Genomic DNA, 22,935 nt, shown 5'->3' on the forward strand with positions numbered 1-22,935 from the left:
TTTCCCTCGCCTTTCGGCACGGCGCCGTTACTGTGATCGCGCGCCGGGGAGGGCGCGAGGGAGAAATGACGATGCGCAGCGATCCGGTCTTCTATGCCGTGGTGGGCGCCTGCCTGGCCGTTCTGGTGATCCTGCTCATCGGCATCGGCGGCTTTGCCCGCGGCGGCGAGTTCAACCGCCGTCACGCGAACCGGCTGATGCGGCTGCGCATCGCCGCACAGGCGGTTGCGATCGGCCTCGTTCTGCTGTTTGTCTGGCTCAGACGGGGCTGACAGGAGGAGACGACGATGGTCGTGCTGAACAGGATCTACACGAAGACCGGCGACAAGGGCGAAACCGCGCTCGGCGACGGCACGCGGGTGCCCAAGCACGCGCTCCGCGTCACCGCCTATGGCACGGTCGACGAGCTGAACGCGACCCTCGGCCTGGCGCGGCTCCATGCCGAGGGCGAGACCGACGCGGCCCTCGCCCGGATCCAGAACGACCTTTTCGACCTTGGCGCCGATCTCGCCCGCCCGGCGATGGAGAAGGACGCCGAGGCGCCCTATCCGGTGCTGCGCACCACCGAATCGCAGGTCGCCCGGCTCGAGACCGAGATCGATGCGATGATCGCGCGGCTCGAACCGCTGCGCAGTTTCATCCTGCCCGGCGGCTCGGCGCTGTCGGCCTTTCTGCACCTCGCCCGCACCGTCGCCCGCCGGGCCGAGCGCGAGGCGACCGCCCTTGCTGCCGCCGAATCGGCAAATGCGCAGGCCGTGAAATACCTGAACCGGCTGTCGGACTGGTTCTTCTGCGCCGCCCGCATCGCCAATGACGACGGCCGCACCGATGTCCTGTGGGTTCCGGGCGCGAACCGGTGACGCAGGGGAACTGGACAGCATGACGATGTGTTATGATGTCAGAACAATTCATCTCGGAGACTCAGCCATGAAAACCAAGATCGCCTTCCTTCTGCTGCCGGCGGCGCTCGCACTCAGCGCCTGCATGGACACCACCGAGGACCGCACGCTCCTCGGCACCACCGCCGCGGGGGCCACCGCCGGCGCGCTGCTGAACAAGAAGAACCCCGGCACCGGCGCCATCGTCGGCGGCGCTGTCGGCGCCGTAGCGGGTTCTGTCATCAATGAAAATCGCCGCAGCAACGGCCGGTGCCTCTACCGCGACCGTTACGGCCGCGAATATTACGCGCGCTGCTGACCGCCATCGCGCCCCGCAGTTTCGAAGGCCCGCCCAACGGCGGGCCTTTTTGCTGCGCGCCGGACCGGCGGCGCCCCCGAATGTCCGCGCGACGTGACGTAGCGACAGCGGAAGGGGTCGATTTTGCACTGTCCCTTCGAGGCCGGCTCTTGTAACAAAATTGCCGAAAGCCGAAATCCGCCCCCCGCCGGGGGCGGCGAATGCAACCAAGGAGACACCGCCGATGAAGGTCCTGGTACCTGTGAAGCGCGTGATCGACTACAACGTGAAGGTTCGCGTCAAGGCGGACGGCACGGGGGTCGATCTTGCGAACGTGAAGATGTCGATGAACCCCTTCGACGAGATCGCGGTCGAGGAAGCGATCCGCCTGAAGGAAAAGGGCGTCGCCTCGGAAATCGTGGTGGTCTCGGTGGGCGTGAAGCAGGCACAGGAGACGCTGCGCACGGCCCTCGCCATGGGCGCGGACCGCGCGATCCTGGTGGTGGCCGCCGATGACGTGCATCAGGACATCGAGCCGCTCGCGGTGGCGAAGATCCTCGCCAAGGTCGCGGCGGACGAACAGCCCGGCCTGATCATCGCCGGCAAGCAGGCGATCGACAACGACATGAACGCGACCGGGCAGATGCTCGCCGCGCTTCTGGGCTGGAGCCAGGCGACCTTCGCCTCGGAAGTGGCGATCGAGGGCGACAAGGCCAAGGTCACCCGCGAGGTCGACGGCGGGTTGCAGACGATCGAGGTGAAGCTGCCGGCGATCGTCACCGCCGACCTGCGGCTGAACGAGCCGCGCTATGCCTCGCTGCCGAACATCATGAAGGCGAAGAAGAAGCCGCTCGAGGAGAAGACCGCCGCCGACTATGGCGTCGACGTCACGCCGCGGCTCACGGTGGTCAAGACCGCCGAGCCCGCGGGCCGCTCGGCCGGCATCAAGGTCGGTTCGGTCGACGAGCTGATCGGCAAACTCAAAGACGCGGGGGTGATCTGATGTCGGTTCTTCTGATTGCGGAAGCAAGCAGCCTCGACGCGACGGCGAAGGCGCTGACGGCGGCGAAGAAGCTCGGCCCGGTGACGGTTCTGCTCGCCGGCGCGGGCGTCGATGCGGCCCCCTTCGCGGCGCTTGACGGTGTGGCGAAGGTGCTGGTCGCCGAGGACGCGGCCTATGCCCATGGGCTGGCCGAGCCGCTCGCCGATCTCGTCGTCTCGCTCGCGGGTGGCGTCAGCCATATCGTCGCGCCCTCGACGGCAGCGGCGAAGAATGCGCTGCCGCGGATCGCGGCGCTGCTCGACGTGATGGTGCTCTCGGATGTCATCGGCGTCGTCGACGCCGACACCTTCGAGCGCCCGATCTATGCCGGCAACGCGATCCAGACGGTGAAGTCCTCGGACAAGGTCAAGGTGATGACCGTGCGCACGACCGCCTTCGAGGCGGCGGGTGCGGGCGGCTCGGCGCCGATCGAGGCCGCCGCCCCGGCGGGCGACAAGGGTCTCAGCTCCTGGGTCGAGGACAAGGTGGCGACCTCGGATCGCCCCGAGCTCACCTCGGCGAAGATCGTCGTCTCGGGCGGCCGCGGCGTCGGTTCGGAAGAGAATTTCGCGATCATCGAGGCGCTCGCCGACAAGCTCGGCGCGGCGGTCGGGGCCTCGCGCGCGGCGGTCGACTCGGGCTTTGCGCCGAACGACTGGCAGGTCGGCCAGACCGGCAAGGTCGTGGCGCCGGAGCTCTATGTCGCCTGCGGCATCTCGGGCGCGATCCAGCACCTTGCGGGGATGAAGGACAGCAAGATCATCGTCGCGATCAACAAGGACGAAGAGGCGCCGATCTTCCAGGTCGCCGATTTCGGTCTGGTCGCCGATCTGTTCCAGGCCGTCCCGGAAATGACCGCGAAGCTCTGACCCGGACCGGGCGGGGGCGCTGCCCCGCCGAGGCAATGCCTCGGCCCCCGAGGTATTTGCGGCAAGATGAAAACAAAGGGCGCTCCGATCGGGGCGCCCTTGCCTTTTCCTAGTGCAAATCCTCCGGGGGGGTGAGGCGAAGCCGAGGGGGGCTCACTCCCACCCCTTTTTTGTCGACGTGCCGAGCCGTCCGAAAGGGGAGGTGTTTGTGCGCGCACGCCCTTCAGATCATCCGCCCGACGACCGGGGCGAGTGCCTCGGCAATCTCCTGATGCACGAGCGGCCCCGGCATCGAGGCGGCGGCCGGCTCCTCGAGCGCCGCGAAATGCATCCCCGCCGTGCCGGCCGAGCGCGCCATGCTCGAGGGCTGCACCCGCACCAGAACCTGGGCGAGCGGCGCGATCCGGTCGACCATCTCCTGCGTCACGAAAAGCGGTTCCGGCCCGAGCGGATCGCCGAGCAGCGGATCGCGCCAGTCGGTGAGCCACAGGAGCAGCTTCGGCCCCTCCAGCCGCTCGAGCAGTGTCGTCATCCGCGCCACCCAGGTGTGACGCAGTTCCGCGACCAGAAGCTCGTAGCGCTCTGGCCCCTGCCCCATCAGCACCGAGAGCATGTGGCGGGTGAAGTTGAACTCGGTGAAATCGATCTCGGTAAAGACCGAACGCATCAGACCCGACGCGCGCAGGAAGCGGTCGTTGCGACGCGGATGCACCGCATAGAAGCGGTTCGTCAGGTTCTGCGCCCCGGTCAGCTGCACGATCCGCAGCCGCGACAGCCGCGTCAGCTCGGGCAGCTGCGGTTCGCCCAGGAAGACGTCGACCCCGGCATTGAGATAGCCGAAGTTCACCACCGGGATGCCGATCCGCTCCTCGAGCAGGGCGGGCCAGGGCTCCTCGACAAACTTGCCATAAGTTTCCGAGCCGCCGAACGCCGAGACGAAGGGCGGCACCAGCTGCCGCCGCGGCCCCCGGAACAGCAGTTTCGAGCGCCCGTAGCGACAGGGAAAATAGCCGAGGGCCCCATCCCCCGCATACTCGAATGCCATGTCCCACCTCGGTTTTCGACTCGGTTCGCGCCAGATTTGCACGCAAACCCTTGCGAAAGGGCTAAGGCGTGCCGGCCTTGCCGGGGCCGGCGCCGCCCGGGGATCCCCCTTGCGCTGCTTGCTGCACTGCAGCATAGTGGCCGCGAGTAATCGGGAAGGAACCGACATGACGATCGAAACCGTAGGTATCGTTGGCGCAGGCCAGATGGGCAACGGCATTGCCCACGTCTTCGCCCTCGCGGGTTACAATGTCCTGCTGAACGACATCGCGCAGGACAGCCTCGACAAGGCGATGGCCACCATCGAGAAGAACCTGGACCGCCAGGTCTCGCGCGAGAAGATCACCGCCGAGGAAAAGGCCGCCACTCTTGCCCGCATCACCACCACGCTGACGCTGACCGATCTGGGCCAGACCGATCTGGTGATCGAGGCCGCGACCGAGCGCGAGGACGTGAAGAACCAGATCTTCAAGACCCTGGTGCCGCATCTGAAACCGACGACGATCCTCGCCTCGAACACCTCGTCGATCTCGATCACCCGGCTTGCCTCGAAGACCGACCGGCCCGAGCGCTTCATGGGCGTGCACTTCATGAACCCGGTGCCGGTGATGAAGCTCGTCGAGCTGATCCGCGGCATCGCCACCGATGACGAGACCTATCAGACGATGCTCGCGATCGTGGCGAAGCTCGGCAAGACCGCGGCCTCGGCCGAGGACTTCCCGGCCTTCATCGTGAACCGCATCCTGATCCCGATGATCAACGAGGCGGTCTATACGCTCTATGAAGGCGTGGGCAACGTGCAGTCGATCGACATGGCGATGAAGCTGGGCGCGAACCACCCGATGGGGCCGCTGGAACTGGCCGACTTCATCGGCCTCGACACCTGCCTGGCGATCATGCACGTGCTGCACGACGGGCTGGCGGACACCAAGTATCGCCCCTGCCCGCTGCTGGTGAAATACGTCGAGGCCGGCTGGCTGGGTCGCAAGACCGGCCGCGGCTTCTACGACTATCGCGGCGAGACCCCGGTGCCGACGCGCTGAGGCGTCCCACCAGAAACACGAAGGCCCCGGATTTCCGGGGCCTTTTTCATTGCCAGGGCTCAGCCGCGCAGGTTGAGCGTGTGCTCGCGCATCTCGGCCAGCCAGCGGCGCGGATCCTTCAGCGGCTCTTTCAATTCGGCCGGAGAGAAGGGCGTGCCGATCACCGGCGACTGGCGCTTGTTCAGCGCGCGGCGGATTTCATAGAGCAGCAGCCCCTGGCGCAGCGTCGCGCTGAGCTTGTTGGCGATCTGATAGGCCTGCGAGTTGCGGCCGGGGAAGTGGATCGGCAGCACCTGCGCACCCGAACGCGCCACCATCTTCGCGGTGAAGGGGTTCCATTCCTGCTCGACCGGCGTGCCGAAATAGGTGTCCGAATGCGCCACCTGCCCGGCCGGGAACAGCACGATCACGCCGCCCGCCTTCAGCGTCGCCATGCACTCGGCGCGCATCTTCAGGCTTTCCTCCTGCGCGTTCGGCTCGTGCGGGAAGGGCACGGGCAGCATGAACTCGGCGATCTCGGGGATGCCGGTCAGAAGCGAGCGGGTCAGGATCTTGTAGTCGGTGCGCACCTGGCCGATCAGATAGGCCAGAACCATCCCGTCGACGAGCCCGTGCGGGTGGTTCGCCACCACGACGAGCGGGCCGTCCTTCGGGATGCGGGCGATCTGCTCGGCGGGGGTGGTCACCTCGATCCCCATGATGTCGAGCGCCTGCGGCCAGAACGGCTGACCGAAGGGGGCGCCGCGCCGCTCGAACTGGCGGATCAGGCGCAGGAGTTTCCACTTCGCCGTCATCCACTCGATCGCGCGGATCGTGTTCGCCTTCCAGGGATTGGTGAAAGTTCCGGCGTAGGACAGACGGCCCTTGTCATAGGGCGCCACCTCGGCCGGGGTCTGCACCGGAACGGTGCCTGCATGTTCGTCCAACACAGGACCCTCTTTGCGCAACGCGGGAAGCGCGAGCCTGCCTCAGCCGTCCTCGCCGAAGCGGTCGGCCACGAGGGCCTGCAGCGCATCGGCCAGGGCCTCGGCTTCGTCCCCGCTGGTCGAAACCTCAATAGATGTTCCGCGCGAGGCTGCCAACATCAAAAGGCCCATGATGGAATCGCCCGAAACGCGCATCCCGTCCTTTTCCACCTCGGCGCGGGCGTCGAACCGCTCCACCACCTCGACGAACTTGGCAGAGGCGCGCGCATGCAGCCCCTTCTCGTTGACGATCCGCAAAACCCGTCTGATGATCACTTGCCGCCCGTTCCGTATGCCGAATAGCTGTTGATGTATTTGCGGCCGGCATCGAGCGCCGCCTCGACCGCCGCATGGACGCCGAGGCTGCGCGATTTCGCCAGCTTGATCAACAGTGGCAGATTGGCGCCGTAGACGATTTCGCGCTCGCAGGCCTCGCAGGCCAGCAGGCTGAGGTTCGAGGGCGAGCCGCCGAACATGTCGGTCACCACCACCACGCCGTCGCCGGTGTCGACGGCATCGGCCGCGGCGCGGATCTCGGCCTGCTTCGCGCTGCGATCATGGTCGTCCTCGATGGTGATCGCGCGGATTCCCTCCTGCGGGCCGACGACATGCTCGACCGCTGCGAGATACTCGCGCGCCAAACCACCATGTGCCACGATCACGATTCCGATCACGCGCCGCCTGCCTCTTTCACCCCGGGCTGGGCCAGAGCCCGCCGTTCCAGTTCCCTGTGCCGTTTAGACACTTGCCAGCCAGCCTCTGCAAGGGCTCGGGCGATGTTTTCCGTCACGGCAACCGAGCGGTGCTGACCGCCGGTGCAACCGAAGCCCACGGCAAGGTGGCTCTTGCCTTCCTCAACATGGGCCGGCAGCAGGAAAAGCAAGAGATCGCGCACCTTCGTGATGAAGGGGTCAAAGCGCGGATCGGCCGCGACATGGGCCGCGACCGACGGGTCGAGCCCGGTCAGCGGGCGCAGCGCCGGCACCCAGTGCGGGTTCGACAGGAAGCGGCAGTCGAACATCATGTCGAGCCCGCGCGGCACGCCGCGCTTGTAGCTGAAGCTGTGCACCGAGACCGCAAGCCGGGCGATCTTGCCCATGTCGAACCAGCGCGCCAGTTCCGCGCGCAGGTCGTGCGGGCTCATCGCCGAAGTGTCGATCAGCACATCCGCCCGCACCCGGATCGGCGCCAGCAGGTCGACCTCGAGGGTGATCCCCTCGAGCGGCGCATCCTCGGGCGCCAGCGGATGGCGGCGGCGGGTCTCGGAATAGCGGCGCACCAGCACATCGGGGTTCGCGTCGAGGTAAAGCACCTCGAGCCGCAGCTCGGGCACCCGGGTCAGCCCGTCGATCAGCTCGATCAGCGAGGTGACGGCAAAGTCGCGGTTGCGCACATCGACACCAAGCGCGAGCGGGCGCGCCAGCGGCCCGTCGAGCAGCCGCGGCACGAGGCTCAGCGGCAGGTTGTCGATGGTCTCGTAGCCCAGATCCTCGAGCGCGGCGATCGCGGTCGAGCGGCCGGCCCCCGACGGGCCGGTCACCAGCACGACCCGGGTCGCCGACTGCTGCATTGAGGGCTCTGCGCTCACGCCTGTCTCCCGCCCCTGAGCCATTGCAGGATTGCCGCTTCAAGATGGCCATCTTGCAGTCGCAGCACAAGGGGCAGGGACACGCCGAGGATCTCCCTGTGGCGCATCGGCGGCAGTCTCTCGGTCTCGCGCTCGTTCAGATCGACGACAAGGGCGATCCGGGCGGCCTCCAGCGCCGTGGCGCGCAGGATGCCCGCACCGCGCGCCTCGATCAGCCCGTGCAGCGCGGCGGGCGCCGAGGCGATCAGCCCGCCGTCGCCGAGCCGCAGATCGACCCGGTCATCGGCGACAAGCGTGGCGCCAAGCGCCATCAGCCGCAGTGCGAGCGAGGATTTCCCCGCCCCGGACGGGCCGAGGATCAGCACGCCGCGCCCGGGATCGAGCGCGACGGCGGTCGCATGGATATTGGCTCCGGCCGGCGCGGCCACGGCTCAGACCGGCAGGCCGACCACGAACCGCGCGCCGAGCGGTTCCGAGCTGGCATCGGCATCGGTCGGGCGGATGTTCTCGGCCCAGATCACGCCGCCATGCGCCTCGACGATCTGCTTCGAGATCGCAAGGCCGAGGCCCGAGTGATCGCCGAACTGTCCCGGCGGGCGCTGCGAATAGAAGCGCTTGAAGACCTTGGTCAGCGCCTCGTCGGGGATGCCCGGACCGGTGTCCTCGACCACGACCAGCACCCGGTTCTCGCGCCGCCGCGCCCAGATCCGGACCGCATCGCCCTCCTCGCAGAAGCTGATCGCGTTGGTGATGAGGTTGACGAAGACCTGCGCCAGACGGCCCTCGAGCCCGGTGATGACGATCGGCTCCTTCGGCAGGTCGATGATGAACTCGACCCCCTTCTCGGAAGCCTGCTGCCCCAGATACTCGGCTAGGTTGCCGACCATCTTCATCAGGTCGAAGGTCTCTTCCTCCTCCTTCACCAGCTCGCTGTCGAGCCGCGAGGCATTGGAGATGTCGCTGACCAGCCGGTCGAGGCGGCTCACGTCCTGATCGATCACCTCGAGCAGCTTGGCGCGCTGATCCTCGCGCTTGACCACCTGCAGCGAGGCCACGGCCGAGCGCAGCGAGGCAAGCGGGTTCTTGATCTCGTGCGCGACATCCGCGGCGAACTGCTCGTTCGCGTCGATCCGGTCGTAAAGCGCCGCGACCATGCCGCGCAGCGCCCCCGAGAGCCGCCCGATCTCGTCGGGCCGCGCCGTCAGGTCGGGGATGCGCACCCGGCCGGGCTGCATCTTGCGCGCGTTGCGGTCGCGGCCGATCTCGGCGGCGCGGGCCAGGTCGGCCAGCGGATTGGCGATGGTCGAGGCCAGCACCAGGCTGAGCCCGATCGAGACGATGATCGCCACCACGAACATCTGCAGCACCTGCTCGCGCTCGATCCGGACGAGCTTGTCGATCTCGCCCGCGGCGGAGGTCATGGCGATCATCCCGACCATCCGCTCGTTCTGGTAGATCCCGGTGGCGACCGAGAAGATCGTGGCGCCGCCGCCGTCGCGGTCGGTGGCCATCACCGTCGCCCCCTCGTTCACCCGCGGCACCAGCTTTTCCGCCATCGCGCGGGTGTCGACGATCTCGGGCGCGCGCGGCCGGCCGCCGCGCACCAGCCCCGAAAGCCATTCCCAGCCCCGGTTCAGCATGTCGGTGATCATCGTCGAGCGCTGATCGATGCCCAGCCCCGACACCGCCTCGTGCGGCGCGGTGCCGACCTCGTCGGAATTCGCCAGGAGGTTGCCGCCCATGTCGAAGACATAGAGCGAGGCGCCCTCCGGCAGCTCGATCCCGCGCATCACGTCGGCCACGTCGAGCCCGTCTCCCGCGGCAAGGTTCACCGGTGCCGCAACCGGCATCCGCGCCTCGAACACGTCGGCGATCAGCTCGGCCTCGCTGACGATCGCGCTCTCGCGCTGGAACACCAGACTGTCGCGGAACGGGTTGAGATAGAGCACCCCCGCCACCATCACCAGCATGGCAAGCAGGTTGAAGGTGATGATCTTGCGGGCCAGCGGCGAGCGGTTGAGCGCGATCAGGCTGCGCCGGGCACGGCCACGTGCGAGATCCTCGTCGACCACGCTCTCGGGGCCGACCCAGTCCTCGCCGAGAAGGACCTCCGCCCCTGCCCGCTTCCTGCCCGTCACCTTCGGCCGCTCCGCCCCCATCTGTCCGGAAATCGTCATTCTTCGTTGTAGCGATAGCCGATGCCGTACAGCGTCTCGATCGCCGAGAAATCGTCGTCGGCACTGCGCATCTTCTTGCGCAGGCGCTTGATGTGGCTGTCGATGGTGCGATCGTCGACATAGACCTGATCGTCATAGGCGACGTCCATCAGCTGGTCGCGCGACTTGACGAAGCCCGGGCGCTGCGCCAGCGCCTGCAGCAGCAGGAATTCGGTCACGGTCAGCGTGACTTCCTTGCCCTTCCAGCTCACCGAATGGCGCAGCGGGTCCATCGTCAGGCTGCCGCGGGTGATGACCTTGTTCTCGTCACTCACCGGCGCCTCGCCCGAGGCGATCACCTCCTGCCGGCGCAGCAGCGCCCGGATCCGCTCGACCAGCAGGCGCTGGCTGAAGGGTTTCTTGACATAGTCGTCCGCACCCATGCGCAGGCCCAGGACCTCGTCGATCTCGTCATCCTTCGAGGTCAGGAAGATCACCGGCATCGTGGTCTTCTGGCGCAGCCGCTGCAGCAGTTCCATGCCGTCCATCCGCGGCATCTTGATGTCGAGCACCGCCATGTCGGGCAGCCGCTTGGTGAAGGCATCGAGTGCCGCCTGCCCGTCGTTGTAGGTCTCGACCTCGTAGCCCTCGGCCTCCAGCGTCATCGAAACGGACGTAAGAATGTTGCGATCGTCGTCGACCAGAGCGATCCTCGACATGTCCTGTACCCTCTACTGCTCTCTTATAATTGCCGGACATTGTCCGCTTTCCGGCCCGTGGAATCAACTCTGTATGTGCGAATCAGACCCCCGGCGCGAATCATCTCAGCACAAAAAAAACAAGGTCTGGCCAATTTGCCTCACCTTCCCGTGCTGGTTGCGCTAAACATCGCCTTGGTTGCGCTAACTGGGTCAAAGCGTCCTGTTCCATCACCGAAACGTCATGTTATAGGGGCCCATCCGCGGCGGGTTCCCGCCCCGGATCGGTATTCCATTTGGCCTGGAATGCCGGGAGGAACCCAATGAACGCCGCGCGACGGCATCGGGAGCTACAGATGATCATCGGACGTGTGAACCCGGCGAAACGCCTGGAAGACCAGGGCATCAATGGTCTGGGCAATGTCTATTACAACCTGCTGGAGCCCGCTCTGATCGAAGCGGCCCTGAAACGCGGCGAGGGGACCCTCGGCAAGGGCGGTGCGTTCTACTGCTCGACGGGCGCCCACACCGGCCGTTCTCCGAAGGACAAGTTCGTTGTCCGCACCGCCTCGGTCGAGGACTCGATCTGGTGGGAAAACAACAAGCCGATGGACCCGGCGAAGTTCGACGTGCTCTACGCCGACATGATCGAGTACATGAAGGGCAAGGACTTCTTCGTCGAGGACCTGTTCGGCGGCGCCGACCCGGAACACCGCCTCGACGTGCGTCTCGTGGCCGAACTCGCCTGGCACGGCCTGTTCCTGCGCACCATGCTGCGCCGCCCCGAGCGCAGCGAGCTCGACACCTTCACGCCGGAATGGACGATCATCAACTGCCCGGGCTTCAAGGCCGACCCGGAGCGTCACGGCTGCCGTTCGGAAACCGTCATCGCGCTGAACTTCGACAAGAAGATCATCCTGATCGGCAACACCGCCTATGCCGGCGAGAACAAGAAGGGCGTGTTCACGCTCCTCAACTACATCCTGCCCGGCAAGGGCATCATGGCGATGCACTGCTCGGCCAACCACGCGATCGGCAACCCCGATGACGCCGCGGTCTTCTTCGGCCTCTCGGGCACCGGCAAGACCACGCTCTCGGCCGACCCGTCGCGCACCCTGATCGGCGACGACGAGCACGGCTGGTCGGAAAAGGGCATCTTCAACTTCGAGGGCGGCTGCTACGCCAAGACGATCAACCTCTCGAAGGAAGCCGAGCCGGAAATCTACGCGACCTGCTCGATGTTCGGCACCGTCGTCGAGAACATGGTCTTCGATCCCGAGACGCTGGAACTCGACTTCTTCGACAACTCGCTGACCGACAACATGCGTTGCGCCTATCCGCTGCATTACATCTCGAATGCCTCGGAAAGCTCGATGGGCGGTCACCCGAAGAACGTCATCATGCTGACCTGCGACGCCTATGGCGTGCTGCCGCCGATCGCGCGGCTGACCCCGGCGCAGGCGATGTATCACTTCCTGTCGGGCTTCACCTCGAAGACCCCGGGCACCGAAGTGGGCGTGACCGAGCCGCTGCCGACCTTCTCGACCTGCTTCGGCGCGCCCTTCATGCCGCGTCGCCCCGAGGTCTACGGCAAGCTGCTGCAGGCGAAGATCCTCGAGCAGGGCGCCTCGTGCTGGCTCGTCAACACCGGCTGGACCGGCGGCGCCTTCGGCACCGGAAAGCGCATGCCGATCAAGGCCACCCGCGCGCTGCTGACCGCCGCGCTCGACGGCTCGCTGCATGACGTCGAGTTCCGCAAGTCCGAGAAGTTCGGCTTCGAGGTTCCGGTCTCGGTGCCGGGCGTCGATGCGACCCTGCTGAACCCGCGCGACACCTGGGCCGACAAGGCCGCCTTCGACGCGCAGGCCGACAAGCTGGTCGGCATGTTCAAGGCGAACTTCGAACAGTACATGCCCTACGTCGACGAAGACGTGAAGGCCGCCGCGATCGGCTGAAGACCATAACGGACAGTGAACCGAAGGGGCCGGGATCTCCCGGCCCCTTTGCTTTGTGCGCGCGGCGCGCCAGATTGGGACCATGCACCTGCACGGCCTGCCCCTTTTCCTGCTGATCGCCCTTGCCGTGGCCCTCGTCTCGGTGACGGGCACGCTGCTTGGCGCGCGGCTCAGCCATCCGCGGCCGAAGGGGCCCTTCGCGCCGGGCCTTGCCCTGCCGCCGCCGGCGGGCGGACGGCTGGCCACCACCTTCGCCGCGCGGCTGGCGGCGCATCCGGGACTGAATGCGGTGCATCTGCTGATCGACCCGGTCGATGCGCTCGCCGCCCGGCTCGAGCTGATCGCTGCCGCCGAAAGCACGATCGAGCTGCAATATTACATCTGGCAGGACGACACCGCCGGGGCGCTGATGCTGGGCGCGCTGCGCATGGCCGCCGCGCGCGGAGTGCGGGTGCGCGTGCTGATCGACGACAACGGCACCGCCGGCATGGACGAGATCCTCGCCACGCTCGACACCTTGCCGAATGTCGAGGTGCGGCTCTTCAACCCCTTCCCGCTGCGCCGGATGCGGGTGCTCGGCTATCTCGCCGACTTCCACCGGCTGAACCGGCGCATGCACAACAAGGCGATGGTGGTCGACGGCACCGTGACCATCCTCGGCGGGCGCAACATCGGCGACGACTACTTCAACCGCTTCGCGGCAGGCGGGCTCTACATGGATCTTGATGTGGCGGTGGCCGGGCCCGTGGTGGCCGAGGTGGCGCGGCAGTTCGACCTGTACTGGAACGCCCCGCCCTCGATCCCGTCGACCGTGCTGCTGACGCCGCCCGCCCCCGCCCGGGCCGCGGCGCTGCTTGCGGCCGAGGCCGCCCGCCTGACCAGCCCTGACGCCGCGGCCTATGTCGCGGCGCTTGGCCGCGCCCATGCCGAGGGCCGCATCCTTGCCCCCGACGCGCCCTTCACCTTCGCCCGCGCCGAGCTCGTCTTCGACCCGCCCGAGAAGATCGTCGGCCGGATCGGCAGCCGGCGCATGCTCTGGCGCCACCTGATCCGCGCGCTTGGCACGCCAAAGCGCGACCTCGTGCTGATCTCGCCCTATCTGGTGCCGACCCGCAGCGGGGTGAAGACGCTCGCGCGCTATGCGCAGGAGGGGGTCCGGGTGCGGATCCTGACGAATTCCTTTGCCGCCTCGGACGTGCCGCTGGTGCATTCGGGCTATGCGCACCGGCGCGCGCCGCTGTTGCGTCGCGGGGTCGAGCTGTGGGAATACGCCGCCGACGCCGAGAAGCGTCGCCCCGCCACCGATTTCCTCGCCCGTCGGCTGAAGGGCACCTCGCCCTTCTCGCGCAACAAGCTGCACGCCAAGGTCTTCGCCGTCGACCGGGCGCGGGTGTTCATCGGCTCGTTCAACTTCGACCCGCGCTCGATGCGGCTGAACACCGAGCTCGGCGTGGTGATCGACGCCCCGGCGATCGCCGAGGCGATCACCGATTCCTTCGACGATTTCGTGCCCGAACGGGCCTGGCGCGTCACCCTTGCCCCGACCGGCGGCTTGCGCTGGTCGCGCCCGGGCGAAGCGGAGCGCAGCGCCGAGCCCGGCACCACGCTGGGCGCGCGGCTGGCGCTTGCCATTGCCAAGCGCCTGCCGATCGAGTGGATGCTCTAGCGCGGCTTGCGCGTGCGCTTGACCTTGCGCGCGACGCCACGCTCCTTCGCCTTCAGCGCCACGCTCTTCCGCCCCGGGCGGAACGGCTTGCGCCCGCCCTTGCCGGGCCCGGGCAGGGTCGCGCCCTCGACCTCGAGCAGTTCCAGCTCGAGCCCGCCGGTCAGCGGCACCGCCTCGGCCAGACGCACCCGGACCCGCTGGCCGATGCCGATCACCGTGCCGGTCTCGGCGCCGATCAGCTGCTGCGCCTCGGGGTCGAAGTGGAAGAACTCGCGCCCGATCGAGCGCACCGGCACCAGCCCGTCGGCGCCGGTCTCGTCGAGCTTCACGAACAGGCCGAACTTCTGCACGCCCGAGATCCGGCCGCCGAACTCGCTGCCGACGCGGTCGCTCAGATAGGCCGCAAGATAGCGGTCGGTGGTGTCGCGCTCGGCCGCCATCGAGCGGCGCTCGGTCTCGGAGATATGCTGCGCCGTCTCCTCGAGCGTGTCGATGTCGGCGGGGCTGAGCCCGTCCTTGCCCCAGCCATGGCCCGAGATCAGCGCGCGGTGCACGATCAGGTCCGAATAGCGGCGAATGGGCGAGGTGAAATGCGCGTAAGAGCGCAGCGCCAGCCCGAAGTGGCCGAGGTTATGCGGCGCGTAATAGGCCTGCGTCATCGCCCGCAGCGTCGAGATGTTGACGAGCTCGTCGAACTCGCTGCCCTCGGCCTGCGACAGCAGGCGGTTCAGATGCGCGGTCTTCAGCACCTGCCCCTTGGCCAGCGTGAAGCCCGAGGCCTGCGCCACCTCGCGCAGGGCCTCGATCTTGTCGGGGCTCGGTTCCTCGTGCACACGGTAGAGAAGCGGGCGGCGCAGCCGCTCGAGCTCCTCGGCCGCGGCGACATTCGCAAGCACCATGAATTCCTCGATCAGCCGGTGCGCATCGAGCCGTTCCTTGAACCGCACCGAGGCGACCTTGCCATCCTCGCCGATCACGATCTGCCGTTCGGGCAGGTCGAGGTCGAGCGGCTGGCGCGCCGCACGGGCGCGGGCCAGCGCCGCATAGCACTCGTAGAGCGGCGCAATGACCTCCTGCACCAGCGGCTCGGTCTTCGCGTCGGGGCGGCCCTCGTGGGCGGCCTGCACCTGCGCATATTCCAGCGAGCCCACCGAACGGATGATGCCGCGGGTGAAGCGATGCGAGATCTTGTGGCCCGAGGAATTGACCTTCATCCGCACCGCCAGCACCGCGCGCGGCACATCCTCGTGCAGCGAGCACAGATCGCCCGAGAGCCGGTCGGGCAGCATCGGCACGACGCGGTCGGGGAAATAGGTCGAGTTGCCGCGCCGGCGCGCCTCGCGGTCAAGCGCCGAGCCCGGGCGGACGTAATGCGCGACGTCCGCGATCGCCACCCAGAGCAGGAACCCGCCCTCGTTCGTCGGATCCTCGTCACGCAGCGCAAGGCAGGCGTCGTCGCGGTCGCGCGCGTCGGCCGGGTCGATGGTGACGAAGGGCAGGCCGCTCAGGTCTTCGCGGCCCTCGAAGCCTGCGGGCGTCTCGGCATCGGCCTCGGCCATCACCTCGTCGGGGAAGTCGTCGGGGATGCCGTGCTGATGGATCGCGATCAGCGAAACGGCGCGCGGCGCGGCCGGGTCGCCCAGCCGTTCGAGCACGCGCGCCTTCGGCAGGCCGAGCCGCCCCTTCGGGCCGGATTGCTCCGCCTCGACCAGCTCGCCGTCGCGCGCGTCATTGGTGGCGCCCGCCGGCACGACCCATTCCTTGGTCTCGCCCTTGTCGATCGGCACGATCCGCCCGCCCTCGGCGCCCTTGCGGAAGATGCCGACGATGCGGTGCTGGGTGGTGCCGATCTTGCGGATCGGACGCGCCTCATAGGCGTAGCCGTCGCCCTCGACCGCGGCGATGCGGGCGAGGATGCGGTCGCCCGCACCAAGCGCGGGCTCGCCCTTCGACGGCAGCACGAGACAGCGCGGCGCCTCGCCCTCGCCGCCCCATTCGAGCGGTTTCGCCCAGAGATCGCCCGCGGCGTCGGGCGCCAGCACCTGCAGCACGGTGACCGGCGGCAGCCGCGTGCTGTCGTGGAAGCTGCGCCGGCGGCGCTCGATCACGCCCTCTTCGGCCATTTGCTTGAGCAGGCGTTTCAGCTCGATCTTCTCCGCGCCCTTCAGGCCGAAGGCGCGGGCAATGTCGCGCTTGGCGCCGGCATCGGGATGGTCGGCAAGCCAGGCGAGGATCTGTTCACGGGTGGGTGTCTGGGTCATGCCCCTGACCTAGCACGGGCGCGCGGTGGCGTCACGCGGGGAAGCGGGGCGCTGCCCCGCACCCCGAGGTATTTCAGCCAAGAAGAAAAGGCAGCACAGGAGCGGCCCCGGGCCGGGTCAGAGGCGGCGCTCCATCTCGCGGTGCGGAATGCCGGCATCGTCGTATTCGGGGCCGAAAGCGGTGAAGCCGAGTTTCTCGTAGAAGGGGATGGCGTAGCATTGCGCGCCAAGCAGGATGCGGGTGCAGCCCGCCGCAGCGAGGCGCGCACAGCCCTCGCGGATCAGCGCGGCGCCAAGGCCGGTGCCGCGCGCGGATTTCGCCACGCAGACCCGGCCGATGCGGCCCTCCGTGCCCTCGACGAAAAGCCGCGCGGTGCCGAGGGGGGTGTCGCCCTCGCGCGCAAGAAGATGGACGGCCTGCCCGTCGAGGTCATCCCATTCCTCGGCCTCGGCGATGCCCTGCTCCTCGATGAACACGGCGCGGCGCAGGGCGTGGCAGGCGGCGAGATCGTCGGTTTCGGTGAGGATCATGCGAAATACTCCCGCAGCGCGCGGGCATAGACGCGCTTGAGCGTCTCGATCTGCGCGATCTCGATGCGCTCGTCGACCTGGTGCATCGTGCGCCCGACGAGGCCGAACTCGAGCACCGGGCAATGGTCCTTGACGAAGCGCGCGTCCGAGGTGCCGCCCGAGGTGGAGAGCACGGGTGTCACCCCGGTCTCGGCCTCGACCGCGCGGGCGACGAGCGCGACGAACGCGCCGGGCGGGGTGAGGAAGCTTTCGCCCGAGACCTCGGGGTTCATCGCGAAGGTGACGCCGGTCGCGGCGCTGACCCCGGCCGCCAGCGCCTCGCCCCAGGCGATCAGGCTGGCCGCGCTGTGGGCGTCGTTGAAGCGGATGTTGACGGTGGCGCGCGCCTTCGCCGGGATCACGTTGTTCGCCGGGTTGCCGCAATCGATCGTCGTGACCTGCAGCGTCGAGGGGTCGAAATGCGCGGTGCCAGTGTCGAGCGGCGCGCCGGTCATCCGGCCCAGCAGGTCGATCAGCGCATGAAGCGGGTTCTTCGCCCGGTGCGGATAGGCGGCATGGCCCTGCACCCCCGTCGCCTCGATGTAGAAGGTCATCGAGCCGCGCCGGCCGATCTTCATCATCTCGCCCATCACCTCTGGGCAGGTCGGCTCGCCCACCAGGCACACCGACATCGCCTCGCCGGTCTCGGCCATCCAGTCGAGGAGCGCGCGGGTGCCGTCGCGGCCCGCCCCCTCCTCGTCGCCGGTGATCGCCAGGATCACCGCGCCCTCGGGCGGGGCCTCGGTCACCAGATCGACCGCGGCGGCGACGAAGGCCGCGACGCCCGATTTCATGTCGGTGGCGCCGCGGCCCCAGAGCACGCCGTCATGGATCTCGCCGCCGAAGGGATCATGCGTCCAGGCCGCGGCATCGCCCACCGGCACCACGTCGGTATGGCCGTTGAAGCCGAAGGTCTTCGCTCCCTTCGCGCCCCAGCGGGCAAAGAGATTGGCGATGCCGTTGCGGTCGACGCGGGTGCAGGCGAAGCCGGCCCGGCTCAGCACCTCTTCCAGCAGGACAAGCGCGCCGCCCTCGCTCGGCGTGACCGAGGGGCAGCGGATCAGGTCGGCGGTGAGTTTCACGGGGTCGAGCGGCATCGCGGGCTCCTTCTCATGGCGCCTCAGGCTTAGCCCCGGCCGGATGCAAGCACAACCGCGGCGGCACTGTTGCACCGCAGTCACCCGCCCTGCCCCGCGTGCCCCGTTGAAAGAAAAAGGTTTTCTCGTGGCGAGAGTCGGGCTTAAGCTGAGTGTAACAATGATGACCCGAGGCAGGGCAACGAGCAGGGCCCACGCGCCCCCATGAAACCGAGGCCGAAACGGCCCGACCCCAAGGCCGGAAGCGCGCTTCCGGTGCGGCGTTTGCGCTGCCTCCCTGACTTGCGGGGACGGCATGGCACGAGCGGCAGAGCTGAGCTACAACACCTCCGCCACTGCGATGCAGATGGCGCAGACGATCTTTGGCGACGGCGTCACGGTGGTCAGCGCCTCCTACACCGGTGCGCCGGCCTCCTCGGCGATCTATTCGAAGGGCGATTCGATCTCGCCCGAGGCGACGCCGTCCGACACCGGGGTGATCCTGTCGACCGGCAATGCCGCGAGCTTCACCAACTCGCGTGGCGATCCGAACATCGCGACCAACACCTCGACCAACACCACGGGCGTCGACAACAACGCGGGGTTCAACGCGCTTGCCGGCACGCGCACCTATGACGCGGCCTGGCTCGACGTCGATTTCGTGCCGACGGGCGACCTGATGACGATCAGCTTCACCTTCGCCTCGGATGAATACCCGGAATATGTGAACTCGATCTACAACGACGTGGTGGGGGTCTGGGTGAACGGGACGCCGGTCGCGGTGGACCTGTCGACCTCGACCACCTCGGTCAACAGCGTGAACGGCGCCAACAACGAGAACCTCTACATCTCGAACACCAACGACGCCTACAACACCGAGATGGACGGCTTCACCGTGACGATGACGCTGACCTTCCCGGTGAACGTCGGCGCGCTGAACTCGATCCGCATCGGCATCGCCGACGCGGGCGATGCAAATTACGATTCGAACCTGCTGATCGCGGGAGATTCGATCCAGACCATACTGGTCGCCGTCGATGACGAGACCAACGTCGCGCCGGGCGGCGACAAGACGATCGACGTGCTGGCCAATGACGTGAACCGGACCCATGGCACGCTGACGATCACCGAGATCAACGGCGTCGCGGTGCAGCCGGGCGACACCGTGCAGCTTGCCTCGGGCGAGCGCGTGACGCTGAACGCCGACGGCACGCTGACGATCCATGCCGACCCCGAGGAAGAGACCGTCAACTTCACCTATGGGGTGACGAGTTCCGACGGGCATACCGATGTGGGCTTCGTCACCGTCCATGTCGTGCCCTGCTTCGTCGCCGGCACCTGCGTCGCGACGCCCGAGGGCCCGCGCGCGGTCGAGACGCTGGTGCCGGGCGATCTGGTGCTGACACAGGACGCCGGGCCGCAGCCGCTGCGATGGGTCGGGCGGCGGCGCGTGCCGGCCGAGGGCTCCCTTGCCCCGATCCGCTTCGAGGCCGGCGCCCATGGCGCGGTGCGGCCGCTGATGGTCTCGCCGCAGCATCGGGTGCTGCTGCGCACCCCGGCGGCCGAGCTGCTGTTCGGCGAGGCCGAGGTGCTGGTCGCGGCGAAGGATCTGGTCGACGGCCAATCCGTGCGGGTGGTCGAGGGCGGCACGGTCGACTATGTCCACCTGCTGTTCGATCGCCACCACATCCTCTTCTCCGAAGGCATGGCGAGCGAGAGCTTCCTGCCCGGGCCGCAGGTGCTGGGCGCGATGGAGGCCGCGGTGCAGGCCGAGATCTGCGCCCTCTTCCCCGAACTCGATCCGGAAACCGGCGCGGGCTATGGCCCGGCCGCGCGGCGCAGCCTGCGCGCCTATGAGGCGCGGCTGCTGCAGGGGCGTGCGGCATGACCGGGCGGGGCGAGCCGGGCGGCTGGCTGCGGGCGCATCTGCCGGACGAGGGCGCGATCGCACTGGCGCATCGGGCGCTGCCCGAGCTCTGGCCGCGCGGCAGCCTGATGCTGGAATTCACCCTGCTGCGCGGCGAGGAGGGGCCCCTGCCGTTGCTGCACCTGCCGCAGCTTGCTCGCGACGGGCTGTTCCTGTCGATCGCGATCGGCACCGAGCACCAGCTTGCCCTGATCGAGCGGCGCGGCGCGGCCTTTCACGCGCTGTCGATCGACGCCACCGAGGAATGCCTTGCCGGCGGACGGATGCGGCTGATCTGGAGCTGGGACAGCGCCACCGACACCAGCCTGCTGACGCTCGAGGCGCTCGATCAGGCGACGCTGCGCCAGCGCGCGGGCACGGCCCCGCTGTCGCCGCGCCGTGCCGAGGTGGCGGCCCTCGTCGCCGGGGCGCAAGGCGCGCTCCCCGGGCCGCGGGTCGACTGGCTGGCGATCGGCGATCACCTGCAGCCGGTCGGGCCCGGCGCCTGCTTCGCCCCCGCCACCCCGATCGCCACGCCCGAGGGGCTGCGCCCCGCGGGCAGCCTGCAGCCGGGTGACCTGGTCGAGACCGTCGATGCCGGGCCGCAGCCGGTGCTGTGGTCGGGGCGGGTGATGCTGCCCGCGCTTGGCGCACTGCGTCCGGTGCGGCTGAGCGCGCCGAGCTTTGCCGAGCGCACCGACCTCTGGCTTCTGCCGCAGCACCGCATCGCGCTGGCCGGCCCCGCGGTCGACTATCTCTTCGGCGAGGAGGAGGTGCTGATTGCCGCCCAGCATCTGGTCGACGGCTGCAGCGCGCAGCAACCCGACCGGCCCTGCGTGCTGGGCTGGCAGGGGATCATGCTGGAGGGGCACCATCTGCTGATCGCCGACGGCTGTCGGGTGGAAAGCCTCAGCGCCGGGCGGCTGGCGCGGCAACCCGCGCTTGCCCGCACCACCGCGCTCGCCGCGCTGGCCGAGGCGGGCACGCTGCCGGTGCATGCGACACCCGTGCGCCGCGAGCTGGCCCCGCACGAGGCCCAGGCCCTGGCGCTGGCGCGCGCGCGCGGCCGCGGTCCGCTCGCCGCCTGACCCCCGCGCAGCAGAAAGGGGGCCGAAGCCCCCTTTCGCATCTCGTTTTGCGGTCCCGGCCGGTCCTGTCGCGGAGGAGTGGGTCGCGACGGCCCTGCCGGTTCGGCCTTACGCCTCGGCCACGGCCTCGGGCTCGCGGGTTTCCCGCGGCGGACGACCGATCACCTCGCGCAGCGCGTCCAGCTCGATGAAATTGTCGGCCTGGCGACGCAGCTCGTCGGCGATCATCGGCGGCTGCGAGCGGATCGTCGAGACAACCGACACCCGCACGCCCATCCGCTGCAGCGCCTCGACGAGCGGACGGAAATCGCCGTCGCCCGAGAACAGCACGGCATGGTCGAGACGCGGCGCGAGCTCCATCGCGTTGACCGCGAGCTCGATGTCCATGTTGCCCTTGACCTTCCGCCGACCCATCGAGTCGGTGTATTCCTTCGCCGGTTTCGTCACCATCGCGTAGCCGTTGTAATGCAGCCAGTCGACGAGGGGACGGATCGGCGAATATTCTTCGTTCTCGAGCAGCGCGGTATAGTAGAAGGCCCGCACCAGCTTGCCGCGCCGTTCGAACTCCTGCCGGAGCAGCTTGTAGTCGATGTCGAACCCGAGCGCCTTGGCCGCCGCGTAAAGATTCGAACCATCAATGAACAGCGCAAGCCGCTCGTCCTTGTAAAACATCAACACTTCCTTTCGTCTTTGCCCAGCGGTAGGCGTCGTGTGAGTGGTTGACGCGAGGTAGAATATCCCCAATACGCCGCTGCGCACAGTTCCTGACAGAACTGCATAGCAATCGGGCACGGGCAAGGATATCTGTATTTATGGCCAATGACACATTCCTGATTGCCCTAGGGTCAAATCTGCCCTCGGCGGCCGGGCGGCCCGAGCAAACGTTGGCCGCAGCACTGGAAATGATGGCAGGACGGGGACTTGCGCTGATTGCCGTCAGCCGCTTCTATCGCTCGCCCGCGTTCCCGGCGGGCTCGGGCCCCGATTACGTCAACGCCTGCGCCGTGGTGTCGGCCGAGGCCGCGCCCGCCGAGGTTCTGGCGCGGCTCCACGCGATCGAGGAAGAGCTGGGCCGGATCCGCACCGAGCGCTGGCAGGCGCGCAAGATCGACCTCGACCTGATCGCCGCGGGGCACATGGTGCTGCCCGATGCCGAGGCCCAGGCCGCCTGGCGCGCGCTGCCGCTCGAACGGCAGATGCGCGAGACGCCCGCCGAGCTGATCTTGCCGCACCCGCGGCTGCAGGACCGCGGCTTCGTGCTGATTCCCCTCGCCGAGATCGCGCCCGGCTGGCGTCATCCGGCGACCGGCCGGACCGTCACCGAGATGGCCGCAGCCCTGCCCGAGGCGGAAAAAGCCGCCCTGGCGCCGCTCGAGCCCGCCGGGGCGCCGGATTGACCGCTTGTCAAGCCCCGATATTGCGCCTAAATAGGCGCCTCACACCTCCCAAGTCCGATTGGAGATGCCAATGGCCCGCGTGACGGTTGAAGATTGCGTTGACAAAGTTCCGAACCGGTTCGAGCTGGTGATGCTCGCCGCGCATCGGGCGCGCGAAATCGCCGCCGGCTCGCCGCTGACGGTGGACCGCGACAACGACAAGAACCCGGTGGTCGCCCTGCGCGAGATCGCCGAGGAAACGCAGTCCGCCGAGGATCTGCGCGAACGTCTGATCGAATCCCATCAGACGCAGATCGAAGTCGACGAACCCGAAGACGATTCCATGGCGATGCTGATGTCGGGCGAAACCCCCGACCGTCCGCGCGCCGACGACATGGACGAAGAGCGCATGCTCCGCGCCCTGATGGACGCGCAGGGTCGCGACTGAGTCGCACG

24 protein-coding genes are annotated in these 22,935 nt (G+C 68.1%); 12 read left to right on the top strand and 12 right to left on the bottom strand.

All coding sequences use genetic code 11. From position 1 onward, the window contains the following. The first annotated feature begins 71 nt into the window (after positions 1-71). The 5 genes from AC0QTQ_RS17980 to AC0QTQ_RS18000 all read left to right on the top strand — a co-directional run bounded on the left by AC0QTQ_RS17980 (position 72) and on the right by AC0QTQ_RS18000 (position 3,087). On the top strand, positions 72-272 hold the full coding sequence (locus AC0QTQ_RS17980) for a twin transmembrane helix small protein (protein ID WP_113901712.1): 201 nt from the start codon (positions 72-74) through the stop codon (positions 270-272). A gap of 15 nt (positions 273-287) precedes the next feature. After that, entirely contained in the window at positions 288-860 is a 573-nt protein-coding gene (locus AC0QTQ_RS17985) for a cob(I)yrinic acid a,c-diamide adenosyltransferase (protein ID WP_121534831.1), read from the top strand. 67 nt (positions 861-927) lie between these two features. Beyond that, positions 928-1,197, top strand: a complete 270-nt coding sequence (locus tag AC0QTQ_RS17990; protein ID WP_183077575.1) for a YMGG-like glycine zipper-containing protein — start codon at positions 928-930, stop codon at positions 1,195-1,197. Positions 1,198-1,420: 223 nt separating this feature from the next. Then, positions 1,421-2,179, top strand: a complete 759-nt coding sequence (locus tag AC0QTQ_RS17995; protein WP_480257685.1) for an electron transfer flavoprotein subunit beta/FixA family protein — start codon at positions 1,421-1,423, stop codon at positions 2,177-2,179. Further along, the gene (locus AC0QTQ_RS18000) at positions 2,179-3,087 is read left to right on the top strand and encodes an electron transfer flavoprotein subunit alpha/FixB family protein (protein ID WP_480257001.1); all 909 of its coding nucleotides are present in this window, start codon (positions 2,179-2,181) and stop codon (positions 3,085-3,087) included. Before AC0QTQ_RS17995 ends, AC0QTQ_RS18000 begins: the two co-directional genes overlap by 1 nt. A gap of 223 nt (positions 3,088-3,310) precedes the next feature. On the opposite strand, the gene AC0QTQ_RS18005 is transcribed toward AC0QTQ_RS18000, so the two are convergent. Next, positions 3,311-4,132, bottom strand: a complete 822-nt coding sequence (locus AC0QTQ_RS18005; protein ID WP_480257686.1) for a DUF6473 family protein — start codon at positions 4,130-4,132, stop codon at positions 3,311-3,313. 166 nt (positions 4,133-4,298) lie between these two features. Here AC0QTQ_RS18005 and AC0QTQ_RS18010 point away from each other — a divergent pair, with 166 nt between their 5' ends. Then, positions 4,299-5,174 (top strand): 3-hydroxybutyryl-CoA dehydrogenase, encoded by an 876-nt coding sequence (locus tag AC0QTQ_RS18010; RefSeq protein ID WP_480257687.1) that lies wholly within the window; start codon positions 4,299-4,301, stop codon positions 5,172-5,174. A 59-nt stretch (positions 5,175-5,233) separates the two neighbouring features. On the opposite strand, the gene AC0QTQ_RS18015 is transcribed toward AC0QTQ_RS18010, so the two are convergent. Genes AC0QTQ_RS18015 through AC0QTQ_RS18045 form a run of 7 tightly spaced genes read right to left on the bottom strand, consistent with a single transcriptional unit; the run spans position 5,234 to position 10,602 of the window. Further along, the gene (locus tag AC0QTQ_RS18015; RefSeq protein WP_480257688.1) at positions 5,234-6,100 is read right to left on the bottom strand and encodes a lysophospholipid acyltransferase family protein; all 867 of its coding nucleotides are present in this window, start codon (positions 6,098-6,100) and stop codon (positions 5,234-5,236) included. A gap of 42 nt (positions 6,101-6,142) precedes the next feature. Continuing rightward, entirely contained in the window at positions 6,143-6,412 is a 270-nt protein-coding gene (locus AC0QTQ_RS18020; RefSeq protein ID WP_121534122.1) for an HPr family phosphocarrier protein, read from the bottom strand. Next, positions 6,412-6,813, bottom strand: coding sequence for a PTS sugar transporter subunit IIA (locus tag AC0QTQ_RS18025; protein ID WP_480257689.1), 402 nt, complete (start codon positions 6,811-6,813; stop codon positions 6,412-6,414). Before AC0QTQ_RS18025 ends, AC0QTQ_RS18020 begins: the two co-directional genes overlap by 1 nt. Next, the gene (rapZ, locus tag AC0QTQ_RS18030; RefSeq protein ID WP_480259248.1) at positions 6,810-7,709 is read right to left on the bottom strand and encodes an RNase adapter RapZ; all 900 of its coding nucleotides are present in this window, start codon (positions 7,707-7,709) and stop codon (positions 6,810-6,812) included. The genes AC0QTQ_RS18025 and rapZ overlap by 4 nt, the downstream gene beginning before the upstream one ends. Before the next feature lie 14 nt (positions 7,710-7,723). Further along, the gene (locus AC0QTQ_RS18035; protein ID WP_121534112.1) at positions 7,724-8,155 is read right to left on the bottom strand and encodes an HPr kinase/phosphorylase; all 432 of its coding nucleotides are present in this window, start codon (positions 8,153-8,155) and stop codon (positions 7,724-7,726) included. A 3-nt stretch (positions 8,156-8,158) separates the two neighbouring features. Continuing rightward, on the bottom strand, positions 8,159-9,904 hold the full coding sequence (locus AC0QTQ_RS18040; RefSeq protein ID WP_480257690.1) for a stimulus-sensing domain-containing protein: 1,746 nt from the start codon (positions 9,902-9,904) through the stop codon (positions 8,159-8,161). Continuing rightward, positions 9,901-10,602: a response regulator transcription factor gene (locus tag AC0QTQ_RS18045; protein WP_121534110.1), complete on the bottom strand. Its 702-nt coding sequence runs from the start codon at positions 10,600-10,602 to the stop codon at positions 9,901-9,903. The genes AC0QTQ_RS18040 and AC0QTQ_RS18045 overlap by 4 nt, the downstream gene beginning before the upstream one ends. Before the next feature lie 335 nt (positions 10,603-10,937). On the opposite strand from AC0QTQ_RS18045, the gene AC0QTQ_RS18050 reads away from it, so the two are divergent. After that, positions 10,938-12,536 (top strand): phosphoenolpyruvate carboxykinase, encoded by a 1,599-nt coding sequence (locus tag AC0QTQ_RS18050; RefSeq protein WP_480257691.1) that lies wholly within the window; start codon positions 10,938-10,940, stop codon positions 12,534-12,536. 82 nt (positions 12,537-12,618) lie between these two features. Next, complete coding sequence (locus AC0QTQ_RS18055) at positions 12,619-14,202, top strand: phospholipase D-like domain-containing protein (RefSeq protein WP_480257692.1); 1,584 nt, start codon at positions 12,619-12,621, stop codon at positions 14,200-14,202. On the opposite strand, the gene rnr is transcribed toward AC0QTQ_RS18055, so the two are convergent. From rnr to dapE, 3 genes are all read right to left on the bottom strand, one after another. Next, positions 14,199-16,463: a ribonuclease R gene (gene rnr / locus AC0QTQ_RS18060; protein WP_480257693.1), complete on the bottom strand. Its 2,265-nt coding sequence runs from the start codon at positions 16,461-16,463 to the stop codon at positions 14,199-14,201. The genes AC0QTQ_RS18055 and rnr overlap by 4 nt on opposite strands. Before the next feature lie 117 nt (positions 16,464-16,580). Beyond that, entirely contained in the window at positions 16,581-16,994 is a 414-nt protein-coding gene (locus AC0QTQ_RS18065; protein WP_121534106.1) for a GNAT family N-acetyltransferase, read from the bottom strand. Next, positions 16,991-18,130, bottom strand: a complete 1,140-nt coding sequence (gene dapE / locus AC0QTQ_RS18070) for a succinyl-diaminopimelate desuccinylase (RefSeq protein WP_480257694.1) — start codon at positions 18,128-18,130, stop codon at positions 16,991-16,993. The genes AC0QTQ_RS18065 and dapE overlap by 4 nt, the downstream gene beginning before the upstream one ends. Positions 18,131-18,425: 295 nt before the next feature. On the opposite strand from dapE, the gene AC0QTQ_RS18075 reads away from it, so the two are divergent. Continuing rightward, complete coding sequence (locus AC0QTQ_RS18075) at positions 18,426-19,997, top strand: Hint domain-containing protein (RefSeq protein WP_480257695.1); 1,572 nt, start codon at positions 18,426-18,428, stop codon at positions 19,995-19,997. Then, on the top strand, positions 19,994-21,103 hold the full coding sequence (locus tag AC0QTQ_RS18080) for a Hint domain-containing protein (RefSeq protein ID WP_480257696.1): 1,110 nt from the start codon (positions 19,994-19,996) through the stop codon (positions 21,101-21,103). Before AC0QTQ_RS18075 ends, AC0QTQ_RS18080 begins: the two co-directional genes overlap by 4 nt. Before the next feature lie 108 nt (positions 21,104-21,211). On the opposite strand, the gene AC0QTQ_RS18085 is transcribed toward AC0QTQ_RS18080, so the two are convergent. Then, complete coding sequence (locus AC0QTQ_RS18085) at positions 21,212-21,775, bottom strand: LabA-like NYN domain-containing protein (RefSeq protein WP_480257697.1); 564 nt, start codon at positions 21,773-21,775, stop codon at positions 21,212-21,214. A gap of 140 nt (positions 21,776-21,915) precedes the next feature. Here AC0QTQ_RS18085 and folK point away from each other — a divergent pair, with 140 nt between their 5' ends. Continuing rightward, on the top strand, positions 21,916-22,500 hold the full coding sequence (gene folK, locus AC0QTQ_RS18090; RefSeq protein WP_480257698.1) for a 2-amino-4-hydroxy-6-hydroxymethyldihydropteridine diphosphokinase: 585 nt from the start codon (positions 21,916-21,918) through the stop codon (positions 22,498-22,500). A gap of 70 nt (positions 22,501-22,570) precedes the next feature. Further along, positions 22,571-22,927, top strand: a complete 357-nt coding sequence (gene rpoZ / locus AC0QTQ_RS18095) for a DNA-directed RNA polymerase subunit omega (protein WP_121534100.1) — start codon at positions 22,571-22,573, stop codon at positions 22,925-22,927. Positions 22,928-22,935: the final 8 nt, after the last annotated feature.

It is taken from the genome of Paenirhodobacter sp. YD-8 (assembly GCF_056590935.1).